This is a genomic window from Clostridium sp. Marseille-P3244, assembly GCF_900120155.1.
Lineage (GTDB): Bacteria > Bacillota > Clostridia > Lachnospirales > Lachnospiraceae > Mediterraneibacter.
In genome coordinates this window covers 766299-791018 of sequence record NZ_LT635549.1, presented here as the reverse complement: position 1 = coordinate 791018, position 24720 = coordinate 766299, and the positions used below count along the sequence as shown (strand labels likewise).

The 24720-nt window shown below is 50.0% G+C and carries 23 protein-coding genes; 15 read left to right on the top strand and 8 right to left on the bottom strand.

The window, feature by feature from the left end:
• Positions 1–93 precede the first annotated feature (93 nt).
• The 14 genes from BQ7367_RS05460 (at position 94) to BQ7367_RS05395 (ending at position 13995) form a co-directional block, all read left to right on the top strand.
• Complete coding sequence (locus BQ7367_RS05460; RefSeq protein WP_072524542.1) at positions 94–405, top strand: hypothetical protein; 312 nt, start codon at positions 94–96, stop codon at positions 403–405.
• Positions 406–408: 3 nt separating this feature from the next.
• Positions 409–1455, top strand: a complete 1047-nt coding sequence (locus BQ7367_RS05455) for a V0D/AC39 family V-type ATPase subunit (RefSeq protein WP_072524541.1) — start codon at positions 409–411, stop codon at positions 1453–1455.
• The gene (locus tag BQ7367_RS05450; protein ID WP_072524540.1) at positions 1452–3398 is read left to right on the top strand and encodes a V-type ATP synthase subunit I; all 1947 of its coding nucleotides are present in this window, start codon (positions 1452–1454) and stop codon (positions 3396–3398) included. The genes BQ7367_RS05455 and BQ7367_RS05450 overlap by 4 nt, the downstream gene beginning before the upstream one ends.
• 46 nt (positions 3399–3444) lie before the next feature.
• Positions 3445–3879: an ATP synthase subunit C gene (locus BQ7367_RS05445; protein ID WP_072524539.1), complete on the top strand. Its 435-nt coding sequence runs from the start codon at positions 3445–3447 to the stop codon at positions 3877–3879.
• A 272-nt stretch (positions 3880–4151) separates the two neighbouring features.
• Positions 4152–4460, top strand: a complete 309-nt coding sequence (locus BQ7367_RS05440; protein WP_072524538.1) for a V-type ATP synthase subunit F — start codon at positions 4152–4154, stop codon at positions 4458–4460.
• 28 nt (positions 4461–4488) lie between these two features.
• Positions 4489–5076 (top strand): V-type ATP synthase subunit E, encoded by a 588-nt coding sequence (locus BQ7367_RS05435; RefSeq protein WP_072524537.1) that lies wholly within the window; start codon positions 4489–4491, stop codon positions 5074–5076.
• Positions 5069–6835 (top strand): V-type ATP synthase subunit A, encoded by a 1767-nt coding sequence (locus BQ7367_RS05430; protein WP_072524536.1) that lies wholly within the window; start codon positions 5069–5071, stop codon positions 6833–6835. Before BQ7367_RS05435 ends, BQ7367_RS05430 begins: the two co-directional genes overlap by 8 nt.
• A gap of 15 nt (positions 6836–6850) precedes the next feature.
• Positions 6851–8236: a V-type ATP synthase subunit B gene (locus BQ7367_RS05425; RefSeq protein ID WP_072524535.1), complete on the top strand. Its 1386-nt coding sequence runs from the start codon at positions 6851–6853 to the stop codon at positions 8234–8236.
• Positions 8233–8616, top strand: a complete 384-nt coding sequence (locus BQ7367_RS05420) for a VOC family protein (RefSeq protein WP_072524534.1) — start codon at positions 8233–8235, stop codon at positions 8614–8616. Before BQ7367_RS05425 ends, BQ7367_RS05420 begins: the two co-directional genes overlap by 4 nt.
• An 11-nt stretch (positions 8617–8627) precedes the next feature.
• A complete protein-coding gene (locus BQ7367_RS05415; protein ID WP_072524533.1) occupies positions 8628–9251 on the top strand; it encodes a V-type ATP synthase subunit D in 624 nt (207 codons plus the stop codon).
• Positions 9252–9462: 211 nt separating this feature from the next.
• Positions 9463–11076: a substrate-binding and VWA domain-containing protein gene (locus BQ7367_RS05410; RefSeq protein ID WP_072524532.1), complete on the top strand. Its 1614-nt coding sequence runs from the start codon at positions 9463–9465 to the stop codon at positions 11074–11076.
• Between the two features lie 35 nt (positions 11077–11111).
• On the top strand, positions 11112–11783 hold the full coding sequence (locus BQ7367_RS05405; protein ID WP_072524531.1) for a 5-bromo-4-chloroindolyl phosphate hydrolysis family protein: 672 nt from the start codon (positions 11112–11114) through the stop codon (positions 11781–11783).
• The gene (locus tag BQ7367_RS05400) at positions 11780–12841 is read left to right on the top strand and encodes a substrate-binding domain-containing protein (protein WP_072524530.1); all 1062 of its coding nucleotides are present in this window, start codon (positions 11780–11782) and stop codon (positions 12839–12841) included. Before BQ7367_RS05405 ends, BQ7367_RS05400 begins: the two co-directional genes overlap by 4 nt.
• Before the next feature lie 35 nt (positions 12842–12876).
• Positions 12877–13995, top strand: a complete 1119-nt coding sequence (locus tag BQ7367_RS05395) for a toxic anion resistance protein (RefSeq protein ID WP_072524529.1) — start codon at positions 12877–12879, stop codon at positions 13993–13995.
• A gap of 10 nt (positions 13996–14005) precedes the next feature.
• Here BQ7367_RS05395 and BQ7367_RS05390 read toward each other — a convergent pair whose 3' ends face one another.
• The 5 genes from BQ7367_RS05390 to BQ7367_RS05370 form a co-directional block, all read right to left on the bottom strand.
• Positions 14006–14335, bottom strand: coding sequence for a DUF6145 family protein (locus BQ7367_RS05390; RefSeq protein ID WP_072524528.1), 330 nt, complete (start codon positions 14333–14335; stop codon positions 14006–14008).
• Between the two features lie 107 nt (positions 14336–14442).
• Positions 14443–15441 (bottom strand): biotin--[acetyl-CoA-carboxylase] ligase, encoded by a 999-nt coding sequence (locus BQ7367_RS05385; RefSeq protein WP_442855356.1) that lies wholly within the window; start codon positions 15439–15441, stop codon positions 14443–14445.
• A gap of 170 nt (positions 15442–15611) precedes the next feature.
• Positions 15612–17486 (bottom strand): ABC transporter ATP-binding protein, encoded by a 1875-nt coding sequence (locus tag BQ7367_RS05380; protein WP_083588962.1) that lies wholly within the window; start codon positions 17484–17486, stop codon positions 15612–15614.
• Positions 17487–17509: 23 nt separating this feature from the next.
• Positions 17510–19249, bottom strand: coding sequence for an ABC transporter ATP-binding protein (locus tag BQ7367_RS05375; RefSeq protein ID WP_072524526.1), 1740 nt, complete (start codon positions 19247–19249; stop codon positions 17510–17512).
• Positions 19246–19692 carry a MarR family winged helix-turn-helix transcriptional regulator gene (locus BQ7367_RS05370; RefSeq protein ID WP_072524525.1) on the bottom strand — a complete coding sequence of 149 codons (447 nt, stop codon included), beginning with the start codon at positions 19690–19692 and terminating at the stop codon, positions 19246–19248. The genes BQ7367_RS05375 and BQ7367_RS05370 overlap by 4 nt, the downstream gene beginning before the upstream one ends.
• A gap of 266 nt (positions 19693–19958) precedes the next feature.
• Here BQ7367_RS05370 and BQ7367_RS05365 point away from each other — a divergent pair, with 266 nt between their 5' ends.
• A complete protein-coding gene (locus BQ7367_RS05365; protein WP_072524524.1) occupies positions 19959–20825 on the top strand; it encodes a LysR family transcriptional regulator in 867 nt (288 codons plus the stop codon).
• 49 nt (positions 20826–20874) lie between these two features.
• Here the strand turns inward: BQ7367_RS05365 and BQ7367_RS05360 are convergent, their stop codons facing one another.
• From BQ7367_RS05360 to BQ7367_RS05350, 3 genes are all read right to left on the bottom strand, one after another.
• Positions 20875–22218, bottom strand: a complete 1344-nt coding sequence (locus BQ7367_RS05360; protein WP_072524523.1) for a radical SAM/SPASM domain-containing protein — start codon at positions 22216–22218, stop codon at positions 20875–20877.
• A 64-nt stretch (positions 22219–22282) separates the two neighbouring features.
• On the bottom strand, positions 22283–24103 hold the full coding sequence (gene ftsH / locus BQ7367_RS05355) for an ATP-dependent zinc metalloprotease FtsH (RefSeq protein WP_072524522.1): 1821 nt from the start codon (positions 24101–24103) through the stop codon (positions 22283–22285).
• Positions 24103–24564, bottom strand: coding sequence for a hypothetical protein (locus tag BQ7367_RS05350; protein WP_072524521.1), 462 nt, complete (start codon positions 24562–24564; stop codon positions 24103–24105). The genes ftsH and BQ7367_RS05350 overlap by 1 nt, the downstream gene beginning before the upstream one ends.
• Between the last annotated feature and the right edge of the window lie 156 nt (positions 24565–24720).

Sequence of the window (24720 nt, the reverse complement as noted above, 5' to 3'; positions counted from 1 at the left end):
TCAAAAAAATATATGCAATTTCTTTCCTTGCATTTTCCATGAAAAGGTGTATGATAAGCTTATTGATATTTACCTGAAGACAGGAGGCTAATGATGGACTCAATCGTTAACAGACTGACTGAGATCGAGGAAGCTGCGTCAGCCATAGTGCAGCATGCCGAGGATCAGAAGAAGACTCTGGAAAAAGAATATGATGAAAAGCGAAGACAATTTGATGAAAACCTTGAGAAGGAAACCCAGGCCCGTTTGAGCACCATCCGGGACGAGCTTGAGAAAAAGACTTCCGGCATTCTGGGCAATCAGAATGACGCCAGCGAGGAAACCATTCTTGCGCTTCAGAAGGAATACGAAGAAAAACATACTGAATATGCCCATGAGATATTAAAAAGAATCACCGAGGTGTAACCTATGGGAAACTTACTGGAATACAGCGGCATCGTGACCAAGATCCGGGCCATGGAGGCCAAACTCCTCAGGCCGGAACAGTTCACGGAGATCGCGGGGCTGGGAAGCGTTCCTGACATTGTAGATTATCTCAAGAAAAATACCGCTTATGCCGGTATCCTCAGTACACTTGAAGATGATCAGATTCACAGAGGCAATGTGGAGAAACTCCTGACCCAGTCTCTATATCATGATTATACAAAAATCTATCGATTCAGCGGGCAAAAACAGAGGCGGCTCATGAAGCTTATCCTTAAGAATTATGAGATCGATCTGATCAACTACTGCCTGCGTATCGTGATCAACCGGTACAAGCAGCCTTTTGACCTCAACTATAAACGTGCTTTCTTTGACCGGTACTCTCAGATATCCATCGAGAAGCTCATTACTTCACGGACAACGGATGAGCTGGTGGAGAATTTAAAAGGGACGGAATATTATGCTCCTCTAAAGAAGCTGAAAGATGCTCAGGATGTCACGCTTTATGACTATAATCTGGCGCTGGATCTCTACTTTTTCACTTCTACCTGGAAGGAACAGAAAAAAGTCCTGAAAAAAGATGATCTGGAAATCTTTATCCGGGAGCGGGGCTCCAAGATCGATCTGCTGAATCTGCAGTGGATCTACCGGGCCAAAAAATATTATAATATGAAGCCTGCCGATATTTATCTGCTGCTCATACCGATCCACTACAAGATCTCAACTGACATGATCAAAGAGATGGTGGAGGCTCCGGGGCTGGAAGAATTCGAGGCAGTGGTGGAAAGAACTTCCTACGCCCGCCATTACAATTTCCGGCAGCATCTGACCATTGAGCAGATGTACACGGAATGCCTGCAGCATCTTTATACGATTGACCGCCGGCGCAATCCATACTCCATCGCCGTGATCAATACTTATCTTTTTTCAAAGGAAGAGGAAATCAAAAAGCTGACGACCGCCATGGAATGTGTACGCTACAGATTAAATCCAGGCGAGACGCTGGCATACGTTGGAGGTAAAACCCGATGATCGTTAAAATGAAATTCATCAATATATCCGGTCCGAGGACGGACATTGACCGCGTGACCGACCTGTATCTCTCGCGCTATGAGATCCAGCTCGAATCCGCGCTGTCTGAGCTGAAGACTGTGGATAACTTAAGACCTTTCGTGGAACTGAACCCTTACAAGGATGCTCTGAGCAAGGCGGCACAGTTCGTCGGATATCTTCCCAACGCGGAGGATGTAACACCGGATACAACACTGGGCCTTGACGATATGTTCGAGGTCGTGCGAAAGGCCAATGAAGATTACCAGGATCTTCAGGAGAAGAAAGAAAAACTAAAGAAAAGGATAGAAGAGCTTCGGGCGAAACAGCAGACGATCGCCCCCTTCCGCCCTCTTGACTGCGACATCCACAAGGTACTGTCGTACCACTACATCACATACCGGTTTGGCCGTATCGCGGTTGAGTTCTATCATAAGATGCAGAAATATCTTATGGATGATCTGAAGGCTATCTTTGTGGAAGGAGAACGTGATGAAAGTTTCGTTTATGGAGCTTATTTTGTGTCTCCTGCCGAGGCTCAGAAGGTAGACGCGGTCTTCCGTTCTCTTCACTTTGAGCGGATCGATCTTAAGGATGAGTTCGAGGGGACTCCGGCTCACGCGTATCAGTCTCTGGAGAATGAGATCGCCCGCGTGAATCTAGAAAATGAAGACCTTGACAGACAGGCCGGAGAAATGCTGGCTGACCGGGCGCCTCAGCTTGTGGCTGCCAGGAACCGGCTGGAAGAGCTGTCCAATAATTTTGATGTCCGAAAGCTCGCGGCCCGCATGGAGGATAATAAAGAAGACTATTACATCCTCTGCGGCTGGATGGCTGAAGACGATGTAGAGAAGTTTGTAGAAGAGGTCAAGGACGATGACAAGGTGTTCGTCGTAGTGGAAGACGATCATGACGCCTACTTCGGAGAGCCTCCTACCAAACTGGAAAATCCCAAACTTTTCAAACCTTTTGAAATGTTTGTCCAGATGTACGGACTTCCCGCGCATAACGAGATGGACCCTACCGTATTTGTGGGACTGACCTATTCTTTCATTTTCGGCGTCATGTTCGGAGATGTGGGGCAAGGCCTTCTCCTTCTCATCGGCGGCGCCCTTATCTATCATTTTAAACGGGCTCCCCTGGCGGGGATCATTGCGACAGCAGGCGTATTTTCCACGATCTTCGGTTTCCTGTTCGGAAGCATCTTCGGTTTTGAAGATGTGCTGCCCGCTCTCTGGATGAGACCCATCGACCACATGACCACGCTTCCTTTCCTCGGAAAGCTGAATACCGTGTTTATTGTCGCGGTGGCCTTTGGGATGTTCCTGATCATGGTAGCCATGGTGCTGCACATTATCAACGGAATAAGAAGCAAGGATATTGAAAATGTATGGTTCGATCCCAACGGAGTCGCCGGACTTGTATTTTATGCCGCGGTTGTAGCCGTGATCGTCCTCTTCATGACAGGCAATCCGCTTCCGGGCGGCATCGTACTGGCCGTGATGTTCGGCATCCCGCTGCTGCTGATCTTCTTCAGAGAACCTCTTACAAGAGCGATCCAGCACCGGGCAGACAAGATGGAAACCGGCAAGGGCATGTTTGTCGTACAGGGATTTTTCGAGATGTTTGAGACGCTTCTGAGTTATTTTTCCAACACGATCTCTTTCATCCGTATCGGCGCTTTCGCGGTCAGCCACGCGGCGATCATGGAAGTGGTCCTGCAGCTTGCGGGAGCGGAAAGCGGCCATCCCAACTGGATCGGCGTTATCTTCGGCAACCTGTTCGTCTGCGGATTTGAAGGACTGATCGTGGGCATCCAGGTGCTGCGTCTGGAATATTACGAAATGTTCAGCCGCTTCTATAAGGGCAGCGGCCATGCATTCGATCCATATACAAAGAAAACTGTCAAAAAAAATAAAAAATAAAATCAGACCACAGACAAACAAATTAGAGAATCAGGAGGATTTTACCATGACTTTAGCAACCAAAATTATTTTAATTGTCGCTTTGATCGTAAGCATTATCATTCCGTTTGGCTACTATCTGCTCGGAGAAAAGAGCAAAAAACGCTATAAACGGGCCATCGGGACAAACGCGTTCTTCTTCTTTGGCGCATTTGCCATCGCCTCCATCATGCTTCTGGCCGGCCCGGATGTGCAGGCGGCCGAGGCAGCTGCTTCTGACGCCGGATTCGCTACCGGACTGGGATACATCGCGGCCGCTCTGGTCACCGGACTTTCCTGTATCGGCGGAGGTATCGCCGTCGCAAGCGCTGCCAGCGCCGCTCTCGGAGCGATCAGCGAGGATTCCAGTGTACTTGGTAAATCTCTGATCTTCGTAGGTCTGGCCGAAGGTGTCTGCCTCTACGGACTCATCATCTCATTCATGATCCTCGGAAACCTGTGACACCAGCCCGCCGTGCGCCGGGGATTCTCCTGGCGGACTTCTCAAGCTGGCTTGTGGAAGGCGGACAGGAGAATCCCCGGCATAGGGTGGACGCCCTTACATGAATCATCTGCCGCAGGCGGATGATGAATGGCACGGCGGTTTTCCCCGTACACCGGAAGTTTTCCTGGCGGACTTCTCAAGCTGGCTTGTGGAAGGCTGACAGGAGAATCCCCGGCATAGGGCGGACGCCGGATCTCAGTATCAAACAGACAGACCAGGAGGCAGGCAACATGAAGATGTATCTTATCAGTGACAATGTAGACACCTACACAGGCATGCGCCTGGCCGGTGTTGACGGGATCGTGGTCCATGAACGGGAAGAACTGCGCGCGGCTCTGGAACATGTGCTTACAGACAAAACCGTGGGCATCGTGCTCCTGACGGAGAAATTCGGCCGGGAGTTCCCCGATATCATAGATACTTTCCGCCTCGAACGGAAGATGCCTCTTCTTGTCGAGATACCGGACCGTCACGGCACCGGAAGAAAAAAAGATTTTATCACGTCCTATATCACGGAAGCGATCGGACTGAAATTATAACAATATAGACGAAAAGGAGGGATCCCTCTTGACTCTTGAAGAAAAAATCAGCCATCTGCAGGCCACATCCATGGAACAGGCCCGCGCGGAAGGAAACGCGATCATAGATTCCCACAGAGACGCGCTTGAAAAAGTGTTTGAAGATCATAAAGCCGAGGCGCTGCGGCAGGCAGAGACCCGCGTCAAAGCAGAGACGACCAACGCCAGACTGATGTACAACCAGGCGGCGGCCAAAGCTCAGCTTGAGACCAAGCGCCGGCTGGGGAAAGTCCAGCAGGAACTGAAAGATAAAGTTTTTGAGGAAGCTGTCAGCCTGATCAAAGATTATATGAAGACAGAGGCCTATGATGATTTTCTTGTAAAATGCATCCGGCAGGCAGAGCGCTTTGCAGAAAAGGACCCTGTCATCATCTACATCAATCCGTCAGACGAACAGAAACGATCTGATCTGGAAGACGCGACAGGCGTGCATCTTACTATCAGCGCAGAAGATTTTCTGGGCGGGGTACGTGCGGTCATCCGCGCCCGCAACATCCTGATCGACAACTCATTTAAGACGCAGCTTCGCAATGAATATGACAAATTTTTATTTTTAGGAGGTGACGGCATTGCTTAAAACCGGAAAAATTTATGGAATCAACGGGCCTGTCATCTACTTAAAAGGCAATACCGGCTTTAGCATGTCCGAGATGGTCTATGTCGGAAAGCAGCAGCTTGTAGGCGAAGTGATCGCCCTTGACAAAGATCTGACGACGATCCAGGTGTATGAGGAGACATCCGGGCTTCGTCCCGGTGAGGAGGTCACTGCCAGCGGCAGCCCGGTGTCCGTCACACTGGCTCCCGGGATCCTCAATAATATTTTCGACGGGATCGAGCGTCCGCTGGAACGCATCGCGGATTCGGCAGGCGCGTTTATCACCCGGGGTGTCAGCGTAGATTTCCTCGACAGACAGAAAAAATGGCAGACCCATATTACAGTAGAAAAAGGACAGTATCTCCACGGCGGCGATATTATAGCAGAAGTGCCGGAAACCCACGCCATTGTCCACAAATGCATGGTTCCCCCCGATGTGGAAGGAACGGTCACCGATATCGTACCCGACGGTGAATATACGATCGATGAGACACTCGTTACACTGGAACTGTCTGACGGTTCCAGAAAAGAACTGACCATGACACAGCGCTGGCCCATCCGTGTGCCGCGTCCCACTCATCACCGTTTTTCCGCGTCGGTTCCGCTGATCACAGGGCAGCGTATCATTGACACCATGTTCCCTATCGCCAAAGGCGGAACAGCGGCTATCCCCGGCGGATTCGGTACGGGAAAAACGATGACACAGCATCAGATCGCCAAATGGGCGGACGCGGATATCATCATCTATATCGGATGCGGAGAGCGTGGAAATGAGATGACCCAGGTACTGGAGGAATTCGGTGAACTGACCGATCCCCGCACGGGCAATCCTCTTATGGACCGCACCACTCTGATCGCCAACACTTCCAACATGCCCGTTGCCGCCCGTGAGGCCAGCATCTATACCGGTCTTACTCTGGCGGAATATTACCGGGACATGGGCTATGATGTGGCGATCATGGCAGACTCCACTTCCCGCTGGGCGGAAGCTCTGCGTGAGCTTTCCGGCCGTCTGGAGGAGATGCCCGCCGAGGAAGGTTTCCCGGCCTATCTGGCATCCCGTCTGTCCGCGTTCTATGAGAGAGCCGGTATGATGCACAATTTAAACGGAACCGATGGTTCCGTGACGATCATCGGCGCTGTCTCTCCCCAGGGAGGAGATTTCTCCGAACCGGTAACGCAGAATACAAAACGTTTCGTGCGCTGTTTCTGGGGACTGGACAAGAGCCTGGCCTACTCCAGACATTTCCCTGCCATCCACTGGCTGACCAGCTACAGTGAATATCTGTCGGATCTAAGCCCCTGGTACCAGGACAATGTCTCTCCTAAATTCGTAGATTACCGGAACCGGCTGATGGCCCTTTTGAACCAGGAAAGCAGCCTTCTGGAGATCGTAAAGCTGATCGGAAGCGATGTGCTTCCTGATGATCAGAAGCTTATACTGGAGATCGCCCGTGTCATCCGTCTCGGGTTTTTGCAGCAGAACGCGTTCCACAAAGAGGACACCTGTGTTTCTCTGGAAAAACAGTATCTCATGATGGATACGATCCTGTATCTCTATAAGCAGGCCCGCACCCTTGTCACAATGGGACATCCGATGTCCGTACTGAAAGCGGAAAATATTTTTGACCGTGTCATTTCCATCAAATACGATGTGCCCAATGACCGGCTGGAAATGTTCGCCCAGTATCACCGGGATATCGACGCATTCTATCAGAGAGTGCTGGAGAAAAACGCGTAAGGAGGTCCATATATCATGTCAATTGAATATTTAGGCTTAAGCAGCATCAACGGCCCTCTGATCGCTCTTGAAGGCGTGGAGGACGCTTTCTATGATGAGATCGTGGAATTTGTCGTGAACGGCAAAGAACGCAGGATCGGACGTATTGTAGAGATCTACGAAGACAAAGCTGTCATTCAGGTGTTTGAAGGGTCAGAAAATATGTCCCTGAAAAATACACACACGAAACTTACCGGCCATCCTATGGAGATCGCGCTTTCTCCGGATATGCTGGGCCGTACCTTCAACGGCATCGGGCAGCCCATCGACGACCTGGGCCCCATTGTTTCCACACTGAAGCGGGACGTGAACGGTCTTCCCCTGAATCCGGTGCGCCGTGAATATCCCCGAAACTATATCCACACCGGGATCTCGGCGATCGACGGCCTGACGACTCTGATCCGCGGGCAGAAGCTGCCTATTTTTTCCGGTAACGGGCTTCCCCACGACCAGCTTGCCGCTCAGATCGTAAAACAGGCGTCTCTCGGCGGCGATTCCGATGAAAAATTTGCGATCGTCTTTGCCGCCATGGGCGTCAAGCATGACGTGGCAGACTTTTTCCGTCATACGTTTGAGGACAGCGGTGTTGCGGATCACGTGGCCATGTTCCTGAACCTGGCGAACGATCCGGTCGTAGAGCGTCTGATCACTCCCAAGGTAGCTCTCACCGTGGCGGAGTATCTGGCTTTTGAACAGAATATGCATATCCTTGTCATCCTGACGGACATGACCTCCTTCGCGGAGGCCATGCGTGAAGTCTCTTCTTCCAAAGGGGAGATTCCCAGCCGAAAAGGTTACCCGGGTTATCTGTACAGTGAACTGGCGACAATCTATGAGCGCGCGGGCATCGTGCAGGGCGTGGAAGGTTCCGTGACACAGCTGCCGATCCTCACCATGCCCAATGACGATATTACGCATCCTATCCCGGACCTGACCGGGTATATCACAGAAGGGCAGATCGTCCTTGACCGTCCGCTGCACGGACAGTCCATCTATCCTCCCATCAATATCCTTCCGTCTCTGTCCCGTCTGATGAAGGACGGCATCGGCGCCGGATACACCAGGGAGGACCATCAGGACCTGGCCAACCAGCTTTTCTCCGCCTATGCCAAGGTGGGAGACGCCAGAAATCTTGCCTCTGTTATCGGAGAGGACGAACTCTCTCCGATCGACAAGAAATATCTGGAATTCGGAAAAGCATTTGAAGAGCGCTATATCGGTCAGGGGATCAATGACAACCGAAGTATGGAAGAAACTCTGGATCTTGGCTGGGAACTGCTCGGAAAACTGCCCAGAGAAGAGCTTGACAGAGTGGATACCAGGATACTTGATAAATATTATAAACCGGAGGAAACGGAATGAAGATAGAACATATTGCCATGTATGTAAATGACCTTGAAGCCGCGAAAGAATTTTTTGTCAAATACTTTGAGGCGTCTTCTAATGACGGTTATCACAACAAGACAACTGAATTTCGTTCCTATTTTCTGACTTTTTCCGACGGTTCCCGGCTGGAGATCATGTCCCGTCCACAGATGGACGACAGCATTAAAACCCCTGCCAGGACCGGTTATATCCATATCGCCTTCAGCGTGGGCAGCAAAGACAATGTAGATGCACTGACTGCCCGGCTGCAGGAGGATGGATATGAAACCATCAGCGGCCCCCGGACGACCGGCGACGGTTATTATGAAAGCTGCGTCGCCGGCATCGAGGGCAATCTGATCGAGATCACTGTATAAGGAGGCATTTCATGGATCCGCGTACCTTTCCGACAAAAGGAAACCTGATGCTGGCGAAAAACTCGCTGGCGCTGGCAAAACAGGGCTATGACCTGATGGATAAGAAACGGAATATCCTCATCCGGGAACTGATGGACCTGATCGATGAAGCCCGCAGCATCCAGGAAGAGATCGATACGACGTTTACTTACGCCTATCAGTGCCTGCAGCGCGCCAACATCGAGAACGGCATCAGCAATGTGGAACTGCTGGCCTACACAGTTCCCATTGAAAATTCGATCACAATACAGACCCGGAGCATCATGGGAACAGAGATCCCTCATGTCAAATATGTCCCTGACGCAGGAAAGCCGACCTATTCCTTCAGTACCACTCATGAGTCCATTGACAAGGCCCGTGAGGCATTCCGGAAGGTGAAAGACCTGACGGTAAAGCTTTCCATGGTGGAAAACGCCGCTTACCGTCTGGCCAGCAATATCAAAAAAACCCAGAAACGCGCGAACGCGCTCCAGAATATCACGATCCCCATGTATTCTTCCCTTGTCTATACCATCACCAACGCGCTGGAAGAGAAAGACAGAGAAGAATTTACAAGGCTGAAGGTCATTAAGAGAATGAAACAGAAAAAAGGATAGCCTTTCAGGCCATGTTAAGAACAAGGATCAGATATGCCCGGTATCCGGGCATGTCTGGTCCTTGTTCTTTCTTTTCTACTTCTTTTCACGCAGATTTTTCACAGTTTTTACAGAGCACAGATAGAAGGATCCTGCAAAATGCGGGACAATATAAGAAATAACCATATGGTGCCGGCTTCTCCGGCACGAACAGGACAAAGGAGAAACGATCATGGAGAAAAAACTGACTGCATTTCTGCTCGCCTTATGCGTTGTACTCACTATCTCCGGATGCTCTCTTCTGCCAGGCGGGGGGAACTCCCCCGGTTCATCCTCCGGTTTTACTTCCGGTGGAAACGGGACCACACTCCGTGTCCTTTCCGGTTCGGAGAACCAAGAGCTGGAGGAGATCATCACAGACTGCGCGGACAGAGCGGGCATACGGGTAGAAATGGATTATAAGGGCTCTGTTGACATTATGAGGGAACTGCAGGCCGGCGCGGAAGACTACGACGCCATATGGCCTGCAAGCAGCATGTGGCTCTCTCTTGGAGATGAGCACCATCTTGTAAAACACAGCAAGTCTGTCTCTCTCACTCCGGTGGTGTTCGGCATCCGCCAAAGTCTTGCCGAAGAGCTTGGTTTTGTGGGAACAGACGTCTCTGTAAATGATATCCTCTCAGCCATCACAGAAGGGAAAATGACATTCTGCATGACCAGCGCCACTCAGTCCAACTCCGGAGCCAGCGCCTATATTGGATTCCTTTATGCCCTCCTCGGCAAACAGGACGGAATGACATCCGAGGATCTCCAGAATCCGGAATTGAGAACAGAGATCCGTACGCTTTTAAGCGGAGTTGACAGAAGCTCCGGCAGCTCAGACTGGCTGAAAGACCTGTTTCTGAGCGGCAGCTACGATGCTATGGTAAATTATGAATGTCTCATTATCGACGCCAACGAACAGCTGACATCAGAAGGAAAAGAACCTCTCTATGTGGTCTATCCCTACGACGGGCTTTCCATCGCGGACTCTCCTCTGGGATACGTTGATCATGACGATGACGCGAAAGAAAAAGGGTTTCTCGCGTTCCAGGAACAACTGATGTCTGATGAGAGCCAGAAAGCGATCGAGGCCACCGGGCGCCGTCTCTCAGTCAACGGCGTCTCCGATGAGAACCGGGCTGTATTCAACAGTGACTGGGGAATCGATACGAAACGGATCCTATCTCCTATCCAGATGCCAGACTCCGATGTGCTTATGGAAGCGCTGAACGTCTATCAGACAGATTTCAAGAAACCTTCCCTAAATGTTTACTGTCTGGATTTTTCCGGCAGCATGGCAGGCGCTGGATCCCAGCAGCTCAAAGAAGCGATGGCCCAAATCCTCATCCAGGACAACGCCCGGAAAAATTTTCTCCAGGCAAATGAGGGGGAAGTCAACATCGCCATCCTGTTTGACGATGGAATCATCAACATACTCCGGGCATCTGATGACAGCGACGCGGCGCTTCAGGATCTTTATGACCAGATTGCGGCCCAGGAACCGGACGGAGGCACTGACATCTATACCGCCGCGTCCATGGCCTATCAGCTGGCGGCAGAATATGATCTGAGCCAGTACACGCCGGCTGTGATCCTGATGACGGACGGTCAGTCAATCCACAATGAGTCTGTATTCGAGGATACACTTTCCTCCTATGGAAATGAGATTCCTGTATTTTCTATTACATTCGGAGACGCGGATCCTTCTCAGCTGGAGAAACTTGCAAAGCAGACCAATGCCCGTGTTTTTGACGGGACAAAGGATCTGACCGACGCGTTCCGCAGCGTAAAAGGATATAATTGATCAAAGAATAAGAAACAGAAAGGATCCTGTTATTTATGAAACCTGATAAATGGAAAGAACTCGTAAGCCTCGTACTCTCTTTTCTGCTGGCGCTCGCGCTCTTCCTCATACTGCTGCTCTTCCTGCACTGGAACCTGATTCTGTGCATGGTGCCGGCAGCCGCCGCTTATATCGCCTTCAGCCTTATCCTGCGCCCCGTGGCCCGGATAGGAAAAGTCGAAGTGGAATCTCTGGCCAACGGAGAATTTCTCAATGAACGTCTTACAGAGGCTGGTTCTGATTATGCCCGGATGCAAAAGGCTGTCCAACAGATCCGAGAACAGCCGCTCCTGGACGAATGCCGTAATCTTATGGAAACTGCATCAGGTATTTTAAAATATCTTACAGACAATCCGGAAAAGATCCCGGCCGCCCGCCGCTATATCGACTATTACCAGGAAACAGCGGCCAATGTTCTTGAACATTATGTTGAACTCAAAAAAACCGGGCTGTCTACGCGGGAAACTGAAAAAGTCCTCAGGAATACCAGAGAGAGCATCGCCACACTGAAATCCGCTTTTGATCTTCAGTTTGAAAAACTTATGCAGAACGAGCTGATGGATATGGAGGCTGATCTGAATCTTCTGAAACAGACGCTGAAATCAGAAGGATATCAAGAACCGGCAAAAGAATCATCGGAGAAGAAAGGGCAGGAAACACAGCAATGAAGAAAAAGATCATAGGACTTATGCTTCTGGTCGTAGTTATGGCAGCGATCGGAGCCGTTTATTTTCTGAAGGGAAACGCTCCGGAGATCATTTCCGTGGACGGATATGTAGGCGGCGAAAAGATTGAACTCCTGGAGGATGCCGAAGTACAGGCTGTCTTTGAGAAAAAATATGGAGTACGCGCAGATTACGCGCGGGCCGGATCGCTTGATATGATGACAGCAGATATGACCGATATTGACTATCTGTTTCCTTCCAGCAGCATTGCCGGAGAATATTATGAGGATCTTCACGGTTCTCCGGTCCAGAGTGAGATTGTCCTGAATACTCCCATTGTACTCTACACGCACAGAGCTGTACTGGACGCGCTGGACAGCCAGGGACTTATCACAGTCTCCGGAAATTCTTATTTCCTTGACATGCCGAAGCTGGTGGAACTTATCCAGGCGGACACAAAATGGGCGGATATCGGACTCCCTGAATTATACGGAAATATCTCGGTAGACACAACAGATCCGGCAAAGTCAAATTCCGGGAACATGTTTGCCGCGCTCCTTGCCAATGTGCTGAATGACGGAAATACCCTGACAGAGGAAGCTCTCCCGGAAATCCTGCCCGAACTGCAGGAGATTTTCGGAAAACTCGGATACATGGAGACCTCCTCTTCTGATCTGTTCAGTCAGTTCCTGCGCATGGGAATCGGCGCCAAACCGCTCATTGCAGGATATGAGAGTCAGCTCATCGAATACGCTGCCCTCTATCCGGACGAATACGAAAATATAAAAGACGACATCGTAATGCTGTACCCTGCGCCCACTGTGTGGTCTGCCCATGTATTCATTGCCCTGGATGAAGACGGGCAGCTGCTGCTTGACGCCCTGCTGGATGAAGAAGTCCAGAAGCTTGCATGGGAAAAGCACGGATTCCGCACAGGAAATTATACCGCGGTATCCGAAAATGAACAGCTGAAGGCCGAAGGCGTCGCAGAGACTGTCTCCCAGGTAACACAGGTTCCGTCCTATGACGTAATGAAAGTCATTATTGAAGAATTACAATAAAACGCTTTCCCGGAAAGCAGAAAAGGAGGCACACTATGCCAGAAATCACACTCGACGATCTCATTCAGTCTTCTCCGGCGCGTACAGCGCCGGAGACCACAGCTGTCACGGCAGAACAGCTCAATACACAGATCAGTACCCTGTCGCCGGAAGAACGCCGGCAGGCCGATGAGATCAAGGCCCAGATCGATGTCAGGGATTCCCAGATGCTCATGCAGTACGGAGCCGGCGCGAAACAGAATATCGCAGAGTTCTCTGCAAATATCCTGAGCAATATCCGTTCAAAAGATACCGGATATATCGGCGATCTGATGCAGGATCTTGTCACAAACGTAGAAGACCTTGATTTTGATTCTTTCGGAAAAGAATCCGGATTCCTGGGATTTTTACAGAAAGCAGGCGCAAAGGTAAAACGGTTCCTCGCCCAGTATGAAAAACTGGAAGTGCAGGTAGACCGCATTGAGGGAAAGCTGGAAGAAGCCCGTATGGAAATGCTCAAGGATATCGGCATGTTCGATTCTCTCTATGAGAAAAATCTGAACTATTTTAAGCAGCTGCAGATCTATATTACCGCCGGCGAAGAAAAGATCGCAGAACTTCGAGAAAAGACCATCCCCTCCCTCCGGGCCGAGGCACAGAAAAGCGGAGACCCCATGCATGCCCAGGTAGTACGGGACTTTGAGGAAACTGTCACACAGTTTGAAAAAAAGGTCCATGACTTAAAGACCAGCAAGACTATCTCCCTCCAGACCGCGCCTCAGATCCGTCTCATCCAGAACAACGATAAACTTCTGGCTGACAAGATCCAGACCGCGATCCAGGAGACCATCCCCCTCTGGAAAAGTCAGATGGTCATGGCCCTAGGCCTCTACCGGCAGCAGGAAGCCCTGAAACTTCAGCGGGATGTGGCGGACACAACCAATGCGCTTCTGCTGAAAAATTCAGAGATCCTCAAGCAGAACACACTTGATGTTGCAAAGGAATCCGAGCGTGGCATCGTAGATATCGAGACACTGAAACGCGCGAATGAAAATCTGATCTCCACAATGAACGAAGCGGTCCGGATCCAGAAGGAAGGCCATGATAAACGTATGGCCGCTGAACAGGAACTCATAAAAATAGAAGGAGAGATTCGCCAGGCACTGCTCACATAGCGCAGTGCCTTTATTCTGCGCTCTCTCCCAGATAAAACACCTTAAAGAACAGCTCCAGCGACTCGAACAGTTCCCTCTTCGTCTGCTGCAGTTCCTTGATCTTCAGCACGCTTCCGATCTCATCGAAAGAAAAATCATCTTCGGCGTGATCCACCTTCAGTTCCAGATTCCCGTCTTCACTGAATGTAAGCATCAGGATCCCGCCCACGTCCGCCGTATACAATACACACATGACCCGGAGTTCCTCTTTGATCTCCTCCGGCAGGGAGTCAAACTCCGGATTAAAATAAAACTTCTGCTCATAGGCGCTCGCCGCACACAATACCAGTTCGTTGTCCATATTTTCTCCCTTCTGTCCAAATATTCTGAAAATAGCGGAAAAAGGGGCCTGACCCCTTTTAAAAGGGGTCAGGCCCCTTTTTCCGCTATTTTCTGACAATTTACATATTATACATATCCGTATACGCCCCGGACGGAGACCTCTCCGGCATACACCGTTTCTTCCATCCCATCCTCCCGGCGTACGATCAGTTCTCCCATCGGATTGATCCCGAGAGCATGTGCCCGATACTGCTCTTTCGCGCCCAAAATGAGCACATCCCGGTCCTTATTGACCAGGAACGACATATACCTTTCCAACAGGCCGGAAAGGTCCTGCGTCTTCAGAAAGATCTCATAATTCTCTTCCAGCCGTTCCATGACAGCTACGATCAGCGGCGAGCGCTTTACGGTATGTCCGCACTCTATACGCAGAGATGTGGCTGTTTTCCCGATCTCTTCCGGGAATTTTGTCAGATTGACGTTGATCCCCACTCCTACAGTCACATAATCGATGTAGTCGATCTGCGCGCTCATTTCTGTAAGGATCCCCGCCAGCTTTTTTCCGTTTATGATGATGTCATTGGGCCACTTGATCTGCACGCCGCATCCGCTTCCCGGCTCAACGCACTTTCTGATCCCTTCCGCCACGCTCAGCGCCATGACAAGCGTGAGCATGGGAGCTCTGTCCGGAGGAATATCGGGGCGCAGCAGGATGGACATGTAGATACTGGAACCGGCCGGGGAATCCCAGGCTCTTCCTCTTCTTCCTCTCCCCGCAATCTGCAAATCCGCCACCGCCAGCGTACCGTGAGGCGCGCCTTCATCCCCCAGCTGCCGGATCCGAAGATTGGTGGAATCTGTCTCTTCATAATATACGATATTCTTCCCTGCCCAGCCTGTCTTCATCAGACTGTCCAGCTCTTCTTTTGTCATCACGTCCGGGCTGTCCACAATATGATATCCCCTGTTCCTCACAGCCTCCACCCGGTAGCCCTGCTCCTCAAGCTGCCGTATAACCTTCCACACAGCGGTCCGGGAAACTCCGAATTTCCCGCTGATCTGCTGTCCGGACACATAACTGTCCGTCTCCCGGAGCATTTTCAATATTTCTGCTTTCAACTGCATGTTGTTTCTCCCCGTGACCTGTTATTTCCCGCCTGGTTTCCACCTCTCTGGCCTTTCTATTATACACGATATCTTTCTCCTGGTACAGCCTGAATCATTACGGATCTGGAAACGGTCTGTCCGGCTTCTGGATATGCCCTGTATGAAACCGTCCGTGTCATCGATCATATTTAAGCCGCGAAATTCCCGGTATACAGCTGATAATACTTCCCTTTCGCCGCAATCAGTTCATCGTGGTTTCCTCTCTCGATGATCCGGCCCTGCTCCATGACCATAATACAGTCCGAATTCTTAATGGTAGACAGTCTGTGGGCAATGACAAATGTAGTCCTTCCTTTCATCAGAGCATCCATTCCGGCCTGGACCAGCCCCTCTGTCCTCGTATCGATAGAGGACGTGGCCTCATCCAGGATCAGCACCGGCGGATCGGCCACCGCGGCTCTGGCGATGGCCAGCAGCTGCCTCTGCCCCTGGCTCAGGTTGCTGCCATCACCGGTGAGAACGGTCTGATATCCGTCCGGAAGCCTCCGGATGAAACTGTCCGCGTTGGCAAGCTTTGCCGCCAAGATACATTCCTCATCCGTGGCGTCCAGTTTACCGTACCGGATATTATCCATGACCGTTCCCGTAAAAAGGTGAGTATCCTGAAGCACCATTCCGAGAGAGCGGCGCAGATCCGGCTTTCGGATCTTATTAATATTAATGCCGTCATAACGGATCTTTCCGTCCTGAATATCATAAAACCGATTGATCAGATTGGTAATCGTCGTCTTTCCGGCTCCGGTCGATCCCACGAGAGCGATCTTCTCCCCCGGCTTCGCGAACATTTTGATATCATGGAGCACCATTTTGTCTTCATCATAGCCGAAGTCCACACCGTCAAAGACAATGCCGCCCTCCATTCGATGGTAGGTGACAGTCCCTTCGGCTTTATGCGGGTGTTTCCACGCCCAGATGCCGGTGCGGGCCGGTGACTCGCAGAGCGTTCCGTCCGGATTTTCCCTGGCGTTGACCAGTTCCACATAGCCGTGGTCTTCTTCGGGTTTCTCATCCAGAAGGGAAAATACTCTCTGAGCGCCGGCAGCTGCCATAACTACAAAATTCAGTTGCTGGCTGATCTGGGTGATCGGCTGGTTAAAATTCTTATTCAGGCCCACAAACGCGATCACCGTCCCGACCGTTGTCCCCGCGCTGCCCGAAAGCGCCAGCAGAGCGCCCACGACCGCGCAGATCACATAGCTTAAGTTTCCGATGTTGGCATTGATGGGCATCAGCAGGTTGGCGTAACGGTTCGCCTTATCCGCGCTGTCTCTTAACCGGTCATTCAGTCTTTTAAAATCATCGATCGCCTGTTCTTCATGGCAGAATACTTTCACCACTTTTTGCCCGTCCATCATTTCTTCAATATAGCCGTCCACATTTCCCAGATCTTTCTGCTGTTTCTGAAAATATTTGCCAGAAAGTCCGGTAAATACAGAGGTCACTTTTAACATTGCCAGGGCCATGACGAGCGTGACAACAGTGAGAGGAATATTCAGAACGATCATGGATATGAACGTCGCGATCAGTGTCGCGGCGGCATTGATGATCTGAGGGATACTCTGTCCGAAGAGCTGTCTGAGCGTATCCACATCATTGGTATATACCGACATGATATCACCATGGGCATGGGTGTCAAAATACCGGATCGGCAGGGATTCCATGTTGGCAAACAGCTCATTACGGAACTTTCTCATCGTCCCCTGGCTTACATTTACCATGATCCTGTTGTATGAATATGCCGCGATGATCCCGATCACGTAGAATACAATGATTCCCGCCAGAGCATGTGCCAGTGGTCCGAAATCCGGATTTTCCGAATTGACCAGAGGCATGATGTAATCATCTACCAGCGACTGTACAAACAGCATCCCCTGCATGGTGGCAAAGGCGCCGACAATGATACAGACTACCACGATAAAGAAGGAAAATTTATAGTTCTTCACCATATATGCCAGAAGCCGTTTCAGGATATACAGGGATGATATTTTCTTTTTTTCTTTCATTTTCAGCACTCTCCTTTCTGTCCTCAGCATGCCTGGTCGAAATCTCCGCCGCCCTGAGTCTGGGATTCATAGATATCACGGTAGATCTCATTTGTCTCAAGCAGATGTTCGTGAGTATCAAATCCGTTGATCCTGCCGTCTTCCAGAACAAGGATCCGGTCTGCGTCCTGAACGCTGGATACTCTCTGGGCTATGATGATCTTCGTTGTCCCCGGGATATAGGTCCTGAACGCGTTTCGTATCTTCGCGTCTGTCGCTGTATCTACCGCGCTTGTGGAATCATCCAGGATCAGTACCTTCGGTTTCTTAAGAAGAGCTCTCGCGATACAGAGTCTCTGTTTCTGTCCGCCGGATACGTTGGTGCCGCCCCGCTCGATCCAGGTGTCGTAGCCGTCCGGAAGGCGCTCGATAAATTCATCCGCGCAGGCTGCCTCGCATGCCCTCTCACACTCTTCCACCGAAGCATTCTCATTCCCCCAGCGGAGATTGTCAAGGATCGTGCCGGAGAAGAGCACATTCTTCTGGAGCACGACAGACACCTCGTTTCTCAGCACCTCCATATCGTATTCCCGCACATCCCGTCCCCCGACTTTTACCGTTCCCTCCGTGGCGTCATAGAGACGGCTGATCAGGTTGACCAGACTGGACTTCCCCGATCCGGTGCCTCCTATGATACCGATAGTCTCGCCGGATCTGATATGCAGATCGATGTCCTCCAGCGTATCCTCACCGCTCCCGTGTTTATACGCAAAGCTTACATGTCCAAAATCAATGCTGCCATCCGCCACCTCAGTGACCGGATTCTTCGGATCTTGAAGATCCGGCTCTTCATTCAGCACTTCTGAAATACGGCGGATATTCGCGATACTCATGGTCCCCATGACAAAAATCATGGAAAGCATCATCAATGACATCATAACTGCCATAATATAACTGAACAGGGATGTGATCTCACCGGTGGTCATCGCCCCTGCCACGATAAACCTCGCTCCGAACCATGATACCGCAGTAATACATCCGTATACGACCAGCATCATAACCGGATTGTTCAGCGCAAGGAGTCCTTCAGCCTTCACAGACAGGTTGTAGAGCATCCCCGCCGCTTTATCGAATTTCTTATTCTCATGATCCTCTCTCACATATGCCTTTACCACACGGATAGCCGAGACATTTTCCTGTACGTCAGCGTTCAGGTCGTCATACTGGTCAAAGACCTTCTGGAAAGTAGCTGCCGCTTTTCTCATGATCACAAAGAGTACAACTGCCAGGAAACACAGCGCCGCGAGAAATACAAAGCTTAAGTTCCGGTTGATCACAAAACACATGATCATACTGAATACCAGCATCAGCGGAGCCCTCACCGCAATGCGGATCACCATCTGGAACGCGTTCTGTACGTTAGTGACATCGGTCGTCATCCTTGTCACAAGACCCGCTGTGCTGAATTTATCGATATTGGAAAATGAAAAATCCTGGATCTTAATATACATTGCCTCCCGCAGATTACAGGCAAAACCTGATGACGCGCCGGCCGCGGATTTTCCCGCCATAGCGCCGGAAAACAGACTGACTGCCGCCATGACAACCATCAGGATCCCATACCGCAGGATCGCCGACATGTCGGACTGCTCCAGCCCGTTGTCAATGATAAGCGCGGTTATAAAAGGAAGCAGGACCTCCATGATCACTTCCAGGGTCGTAAACCCCATAGTGAGGAATGTATCTTTTTTATATTGCTTCAGCTGTGCCAAAACTGTTTTCATACTGTTACCTCCTCAAGTTGTTGTAGAATCTTCTGTTCCAGAACATACAGCTGTTCTTTTTCCCTGCTGTCAAGTACGCTGCATATTTCTTCCTCCATTTCTTTTACCTTTTTCAGGAATGTATTTCCTTCTTTCTTCAGTTTCCCGGCAGGCATTACTCTTTTTCGCCGTATATCGCCGGGATGCTGCTGAAAATAGAGATATCCCTTTTCTCTGAGCTTCTTTACCAGAACGGACAGTGTGGCTTTTGAAATTCCCGTTTCCCGCGACAATTCTGTAATATAAGTTCCCCGGGGATGGTGCCGGAGCAGATAGACGGCAAAATAGACCTGCGTTCCGCTTATTTCCTGATTTGTCAGAGTCCGCTCCTGCCGCGTTTCCAGTTCGATATTGATCTTTTTCAAGAGCATGATCAAACGTTCATCCTGAAAATCAATTTTCATAGTCTGTCACACCTCCTGTCTCTCTGTATGAAATAAATTGATCCGTTCTGATCTTATCCGGAATTGTTCGCATGCGAACTGTTCGTGTCCTTACAATTTCCACATATGATATATTAGCTCACATCCTCTTGAATGTGAAATTCAAAAATGTTATAATCTATAAAATATTTTTATTGATAACAATTTATTATTTTTTTAATACATCAAAAATCCCGTTTCCCATGTATTTCGGGAAAGAGATCCGCAGCGTCCAAAGGAGGCCTAAGATGAATACCATACAGCTGGAATGTTTTATTACCGTTGCAGAATATCTGAATTTTTCACGGGCATCAGAAGTACTCAGGATCACGCAGCCCGCCGTGAGCCACCAGATCCAGTCCCTGGAAGAGGAGCTGGATGTCAGACTTTTTAACCGTACCAGCAAAACGGTGTCTCTTACCCCGGAAGGCATCCGCTTTCTCCCCGACGCAGAACTGATCTTAAAGACTGCCGTCTCTGCGAAAGAACGGCTCTGCCGGCGGGAAGGATTCCTGCCCTTTGAAATCGGCTGCCATAACCGGATGGAAATCAATCTCCTTCCCCCGATCCTGCAAAAACTGACCCGGGAATTTCCTCTGCTGCGTCCTTCCGTGCGCCTGATGCCCTTTCCTTCCCTTTTAAATCTCATTGAAAATAAGCAGATCCATGCCTCTTTTGGCATAAAAGAAGAGCAGAAATATTCTGCCCTTTCTTTCACGGAGCTGTCCTGCGCTCCTGTCGCCTGTATCTGCGCTCCGGAACATCCGATGGCGCAATATAGGACCCTTACGAAAAAACAGCTTTCCGGCAATCTGATCGCCTGTCCCCCGCGGCAGATCTCCGGCGCTGTTTTTACCGCTCAGAATGTCATCCTGACCCGGCTTCCCGCAGAGCAGTGCTACTTTACTGAAAACATTGAGAGCGCTCTGACTCTGGCAAAAGCCAATGTCGGCTATACCCTGTATCCGGACGTTGCTCCCGCGCGGGAGCCCGGTCTTTGTTATATCCCTGTCACAGATCTCCCCGGCGCCGTGTTCGGCGTCTATCACCGATACGATAACGATCATCCCGTGCAGAAACGATTTCTGAGCCTGTGCCGTGAGATTATCTCCTGAGTGATCTGCCTTCTCTATTATCGTCTGGGAAAAATACCTGCCCGCGTTTTTACCGAGGGTGACTTTCGTTCCACAGTTTATCTGCTTCCGGCTTCCAGTTCTCTGCGTATGGTTCACACCTGTCACACAGATCGTCTACATTTTCCGGTTCCTGATAATCTGTATTAACAGCGCCGGTCTCCTTTACCAGCTGCCTCAGCCGTTCCGGATTTTCCAGCATAGGACAGGGCCGCAGATGGTTCTCATTAAACGGCTGATTATCATGATAAGCCTGGAAGATCGGGCTTCTCAGCGCGTCCAGCAGGGAACAGTCATGAATATTTACATTCGAATAATGGATAAATACACATGGCTCTACATCCCCTTTCGCGTTAATATGCAGATATCTCCTGCCTCCCGCGATACAGCCGCCTACATATTCTCCATCGTTCTGAAAATCCATTCCGAAAATTGGTTTTGTCTGCCGGAAATTCCGGATCCTGTGATACATTTCCACTCTCTGTTCCGGTGTCGGAAGCAGCCCGGTTACCGCACCGTGTCCAACCGGCATATAGTGGAAGTACCACACGAACAGGGCTCCGCTTTCTATCATCATATCGTAGAATTTCTCGCTGCTGACATCCTCAAAATTCTGACTCGTGTAGCATACGGAGATTCCGAAAGGCAGTCTGTTTTTCTTCATCAGTTCCATCGCGTGACGTACCTTTTGGTATACACCGCCGCCTCTGCGTCCGTCATTTGCCTCTTCAAAACCTTCCAGGCTGATCGCCGGTACAAAGTTCTTCACCCGGAGCATATCCTGGCAGGATGCATCATTAATCATTGTCCCATTTGTAAATGCCAGGAATTCACAGTCCGGATGCATCTCACATATCTTCATAAGATCTTTCCACCGTACGGTTGGTTCTCCCCCGGTGTAGATGTACATATAAGTTCCGAGTTCTTTTCCCTGCCGGATGATAGAATCAATATCTTCCAGACTCAGATTAAACTGATGTCCATACTCCGCCGCCCAGCATCCGGTACAGTTTAAATTACAGGCTGTCGTCGGATCCAGCAGGATCGCCCATGGAATATTACAATTATATTTTTCTGAACACTCATCCTGTGTGGCGCTGCCTTTCAGGCTTGCATTGGTAATGAAATTCTGGAAAAACGCCCTGCGCACTCCCGGATCCAGCTCATAGAGCCGTAAGATCAGCTGATACCAGTTGTTTTTCTCTTCTATGGATCTGCGGATCGCGTTTCTCTGACTGGTGTACCAGTCTTTCGGCATCAGACGGTCCACCCACGCCATCAGCTTTGGAATATTCTCTTCCGGATTACCCTCCAGATATTTCAGCGCCTGATTGACTGTAAATTCCTGCATCGTCTCTTTTATTGATTTTCCCATTTCTGTCTCCACCTTTTCTTTTGTATCTTTATGATTTGTTCTGCGGGTTCATTCCGCATCCAAATTATGAATTTAAGATGTCCATAAATTCTTCTCCGGTAATGGTCTCCCTTTCATACAGGTAATCTGCCAGTTGATCCAGCTTTTCCCTGTTATCGGCAAGGATCTTCGCTGCTTTTTCATGCTGCCTCTTTACCAGTTCTACCACCTGCCGGTCGATTTCCGCCTGTGTCTGTGCGGAGCAGCTCAGAGAGGTGTCGCCTCCCAGATACTGGTTATTGACGGTCTCCATGGCCACCATATCAAAGTCCTCACTCATACCATACCGGGTGATCATTGCCCGGGCCAGTTTTGTGGCCTGTTCAATATCATTGGACGCTCCTGTGGAAGCGGAGTGAAAGACAAGCTCTTCCGCAGCTCTTCCGCCAGTCAGTGTGGCAATCTTATTCTCCAGTTCTTCCTGGCTCATCAGGTAATGATTTCCTTCCTCCACCTGCATGGTATATCCCAGCGCGCCGGAGGTACGGGGTACGATAGTAATCTTCTGGACCGGAGCGGAATTGGTCTGCTTCGCGGCTACCAGCGCATGCCCGATCTCATGATAGGACACCACTTTTTTCTCCTGGTCCGTCAGGATCGCGTTCTTCTTTTGATACCCGGCGATGACTACTTCTATACTCTCCTCCAGATCTGACTGTGTCACATACCGGCGGTTTTCTCTGACAGCCCGCAGCGCCGCCTCATTTACAATATTGGAAAGCTCCGCTCCGGAAGCGCCGGACGCCATCCGCGCGATCTTATTAAAATCAACAGACTGATCCAGTTTCACTTTCTTCGCGTGAACCTTCAGGATCTCTTCCCGTCCTTTCAGGTCCGGCAGCTCTACCGGAACTCTCCGGTCAAATCTTCCCGGTCTTGTCAGTGCCGGATCCAGGGACTCCGGACGGTTTGTGGCCGCCAGGATAATAACCCCGTTGTTCGTCTCAAAACCGTCCATCTCTGTGAGCAGCTGGTTCAGGGTCTGCTCTCTTTCGTCATTCCCTCCCGCGCGTCCGTCACGTTTTTGTCCGATGGCGTCTATCTCATCAATAAATACGATACAGGGCGCTTTCTCTTTGGCCTGCCGGAACAGATCCCGCACCTTTGAAGCACCCATGCCGACGAACATTTCTACAAACTCAGATCCTGACATGGAAAAGAAAGGTACATTTGATTCTCCTGCCACTGCCTTTGCCAGCATCGTCTTCCCGGTCCCGGGAGGTCCCACGAGAAGGATACCCTTTGGCATGGAGGCTCCGATCTCCCTGTATTTCGCCGGATTGTGAAGATACTCCACAATCTCTGACAAATTTTCCTTGGCCTCGTCCTCTCCCGCCACATCGGAAAAACGGATCCCTTCGGAAGATTTCACATAGACTTTCGCGCTGCTCTTCCCCATTCCGAAGATCATGGAATTGGGCCCTCCGTTTGCTTTGTTGGTCAGTCTCTTTGACATATAGTGTCCAATCGCGATGAAAACTACAATTGGCAGGATCCAGGACAGGATAATGGTCAGAAACGGAGATGTCTGCTCTATGATCTGGCCGGAAAACTGTGCCCCCGATTCGTAAAGGCGCTGCGTCAGATCTGAATCCTCCACCATGCCGGTCTTGTAGATCGCTGTCTCGTCTTTATCCGTAAATACGATCTCATTGTCCTGCCGATCGATCTGAACCTTTCCGATATCTTTCTTCTCGATCATTCCCATAAATGTTTCATACCCTACTTCCCTGATCTGACGTTCAGCCACATACGGCACAAACAGCAGGTTAAAGAGAAGAAGGATCAGGAGAACGATCACATAATAAAAAATCAGTGGTCTTCTTGGCTTTTTTTCTTCCTGCATTACATATCCTCCTTTTTCTCCCCTTTTTCTGTTTTTATATTCCCCGGATCTTTTTGTACGGAAAGGGCCGTCAGCGCGGATATCAGCGCCTGCTGCATGGTAAGCGTCGCGAAATCCATGGCATACTCCGCATATAGAAGCTCTGCCTCACTTTGGTCCTCATCACGACTATTGTCGTCTGAATGGACATCCTCCGGGATCTGTCTTAACAATCCCCGGGTCTTTCTCCTGTATTCAAGCTGGGCCCGCGCAAGCTTTTCCACAGCCCGGGACCGGCAGGACCTGATTTTCTTCTCCAGAAGCAGCGTATTTTCCTTATATTCTTGTTCTGCCTTTTCCAGTTCTCTTCTGATCGCGTCTTTACTTTCCCGCTCACAGATCCAGATCCTGCACTGCAGCTTTCCATACTGTTCTTCCATCTCATACAGTTTTACCGCAAATATACTGTCATCCATATTCATAGTAAGTCGCCCTCCCTTCTGTATTGTTTGCCTTACACCTTTTATATAGCAAAAGAAGAAAATGATTACGACTCTCAATTTTAAAGATCTGTACTTACAAAAACGGGATTTTGTAAAGAAAACTGACAAATATGGGATTTTGTAAAGACAGGAAGG

Bases quoted from the DNA above. Each gene is read 5' to 3' on its own strand.
- BQ7367_RS05460 (WP_072524542.1), top strand. From the start codon at position 94: ATGGACTCAATCGTTAACAGACTGACTGAGATCGAGGAAGCTGCGTCA.
- BQ7367_RS05455 (WP_072524541.1), top strand. From the start codon at position 409: ATGGGAAACTTACTGGAATACAGCGGCATCGTGACCAAGATCCGGGCC.
- BQ7367_RS05450 (WP_072524540.1), top strand. From the start codon at position 1,452: ATGATCGTTAAAATGAAATTCATCAATATATCCGGTCCGAGGACGGAC.
- BQ7367_RS05445 (WP_072524539.1), top strand. From the start codon at position 3,445: ATGACTTTAGCAACCAAAATTATTTTAATTGTCGCTTTGATCGTAAGC.
- BQ7367_RS05440 (WP_072524538.1), top strand. From the start codon at position 4,152: ATGAAGATGTATCTTATCAGTGACAATGTAGACACCTACACAGGCATG.
- BQ7367_RS05425 (WP_072524535.1), top strand. From the start codon at position 6,851: ATGTCAATTGAATATTTAGGCTTAAGCAGCATCAACGGCCCTCTGATC.
- BQ7367_RS05420 (WP_072524534.1), top strand. From the start codon at position 8,233: ATGAAGATAGAACATATTGCCATGTATGTAAATGACCTTGAAGCCGCG.
- BQ7367_RS05415 (WP_072524533.1), top strand. From the start codon at position 8,628: ATGGATCCGCGTACCTTTCCGACAAAAGGAAACCTGATGCTGGCGAAA.
- BQ7367_RS05410 (WP_072524532.1), top strand. From the start codon at position 9,463: ATGGAGAAAAAACTGACTGCATTTCTGCTCGCCTTATGCGTTGTACTC.
- BQ7367_RS05405 (WP_072524531.1), top strand. From the start codon at position 11,112: ATGAAACCTGATAAATGGAAAGAACTCGTAAGCCTCGTACTCTCTTTT.
- BQ7367_RS05400 (WP_072524530.1), top strand. From the start codon at position 11,780: ATGAAGAAAAAGATCATAGGACTTATGCTTCTGGTCGTAGTTATGGCA.
- BQ7367_RS05395 (WP_072524529.1), top strand. From the start codon at position 12,877: ATGCCAGAAATCACACTCGACGATCTCATTCAGTCTTCTCCGGCGCGT.
- BQ7367_RS05390 (WP_072524528.1), bottom strand. From the start codon at position 14,335: ATGGACAACGAACTGGTATTGTGTGCGGCGAGCGCCTATGAGCAGAAG.
- BQ7367_RS05385 (WP_442855356.1), bottom strand. From the start codon at position 15,441: ATGCAGTTGAAAGCAGAAATATTGAAAATGCTCCGGGAGACGGACAGT.
- BQ7367_RS05380 (WP_083588962.1), bottom strand. From the start codon at position 17,486: ATGAAAGAAAAAAAGAAAATATCATCCCTGTATATCCTGAAACGGCTT.
- BQ7367_RS05375 (WP_072524526.1), bottom strand. From the start codon at position 19,249: ATGAAAACAGTTTTGGCACAGCTGAAGCAATATAAAAAAGATACATTC.
- BQ7367_RS05370 (WP_072524525.1), bottom strand. From the start codon at position 19,692: ATGAAAATTGATTTTCAGGATGAACGTTTGATCATGCTCTTGAAAAAG.
- BQ7367_RS05365 (WP_072524524.1), top strand. From the start codon at position 19,959: ATGAATACCATACAGCTGGAATGTTTTATTACCGTTGCAGAATATCTG.
- BQ7367_RS05360 (WP_072524523.1), bottom strand. From the start codon at position 22,218: ATGGGAAAATCAATAAAAGAGACGATGCAGGAATTTACAGTCAATCAG.
- ftsH (WP_072524522.1), bottom strand. From the start codon at position 24,103: ATGCAGGAAGAAAAAAAGCCAAGAAGACCACTGATTTTTTATTATGTG.
- BQ7367_RS05350 (WP_072524521.1), bottom strand. From the start codon at position 24,564: ATGAATATGGATGACAGTATATTTGCGGTAAAACTGTATGAGATGGAA.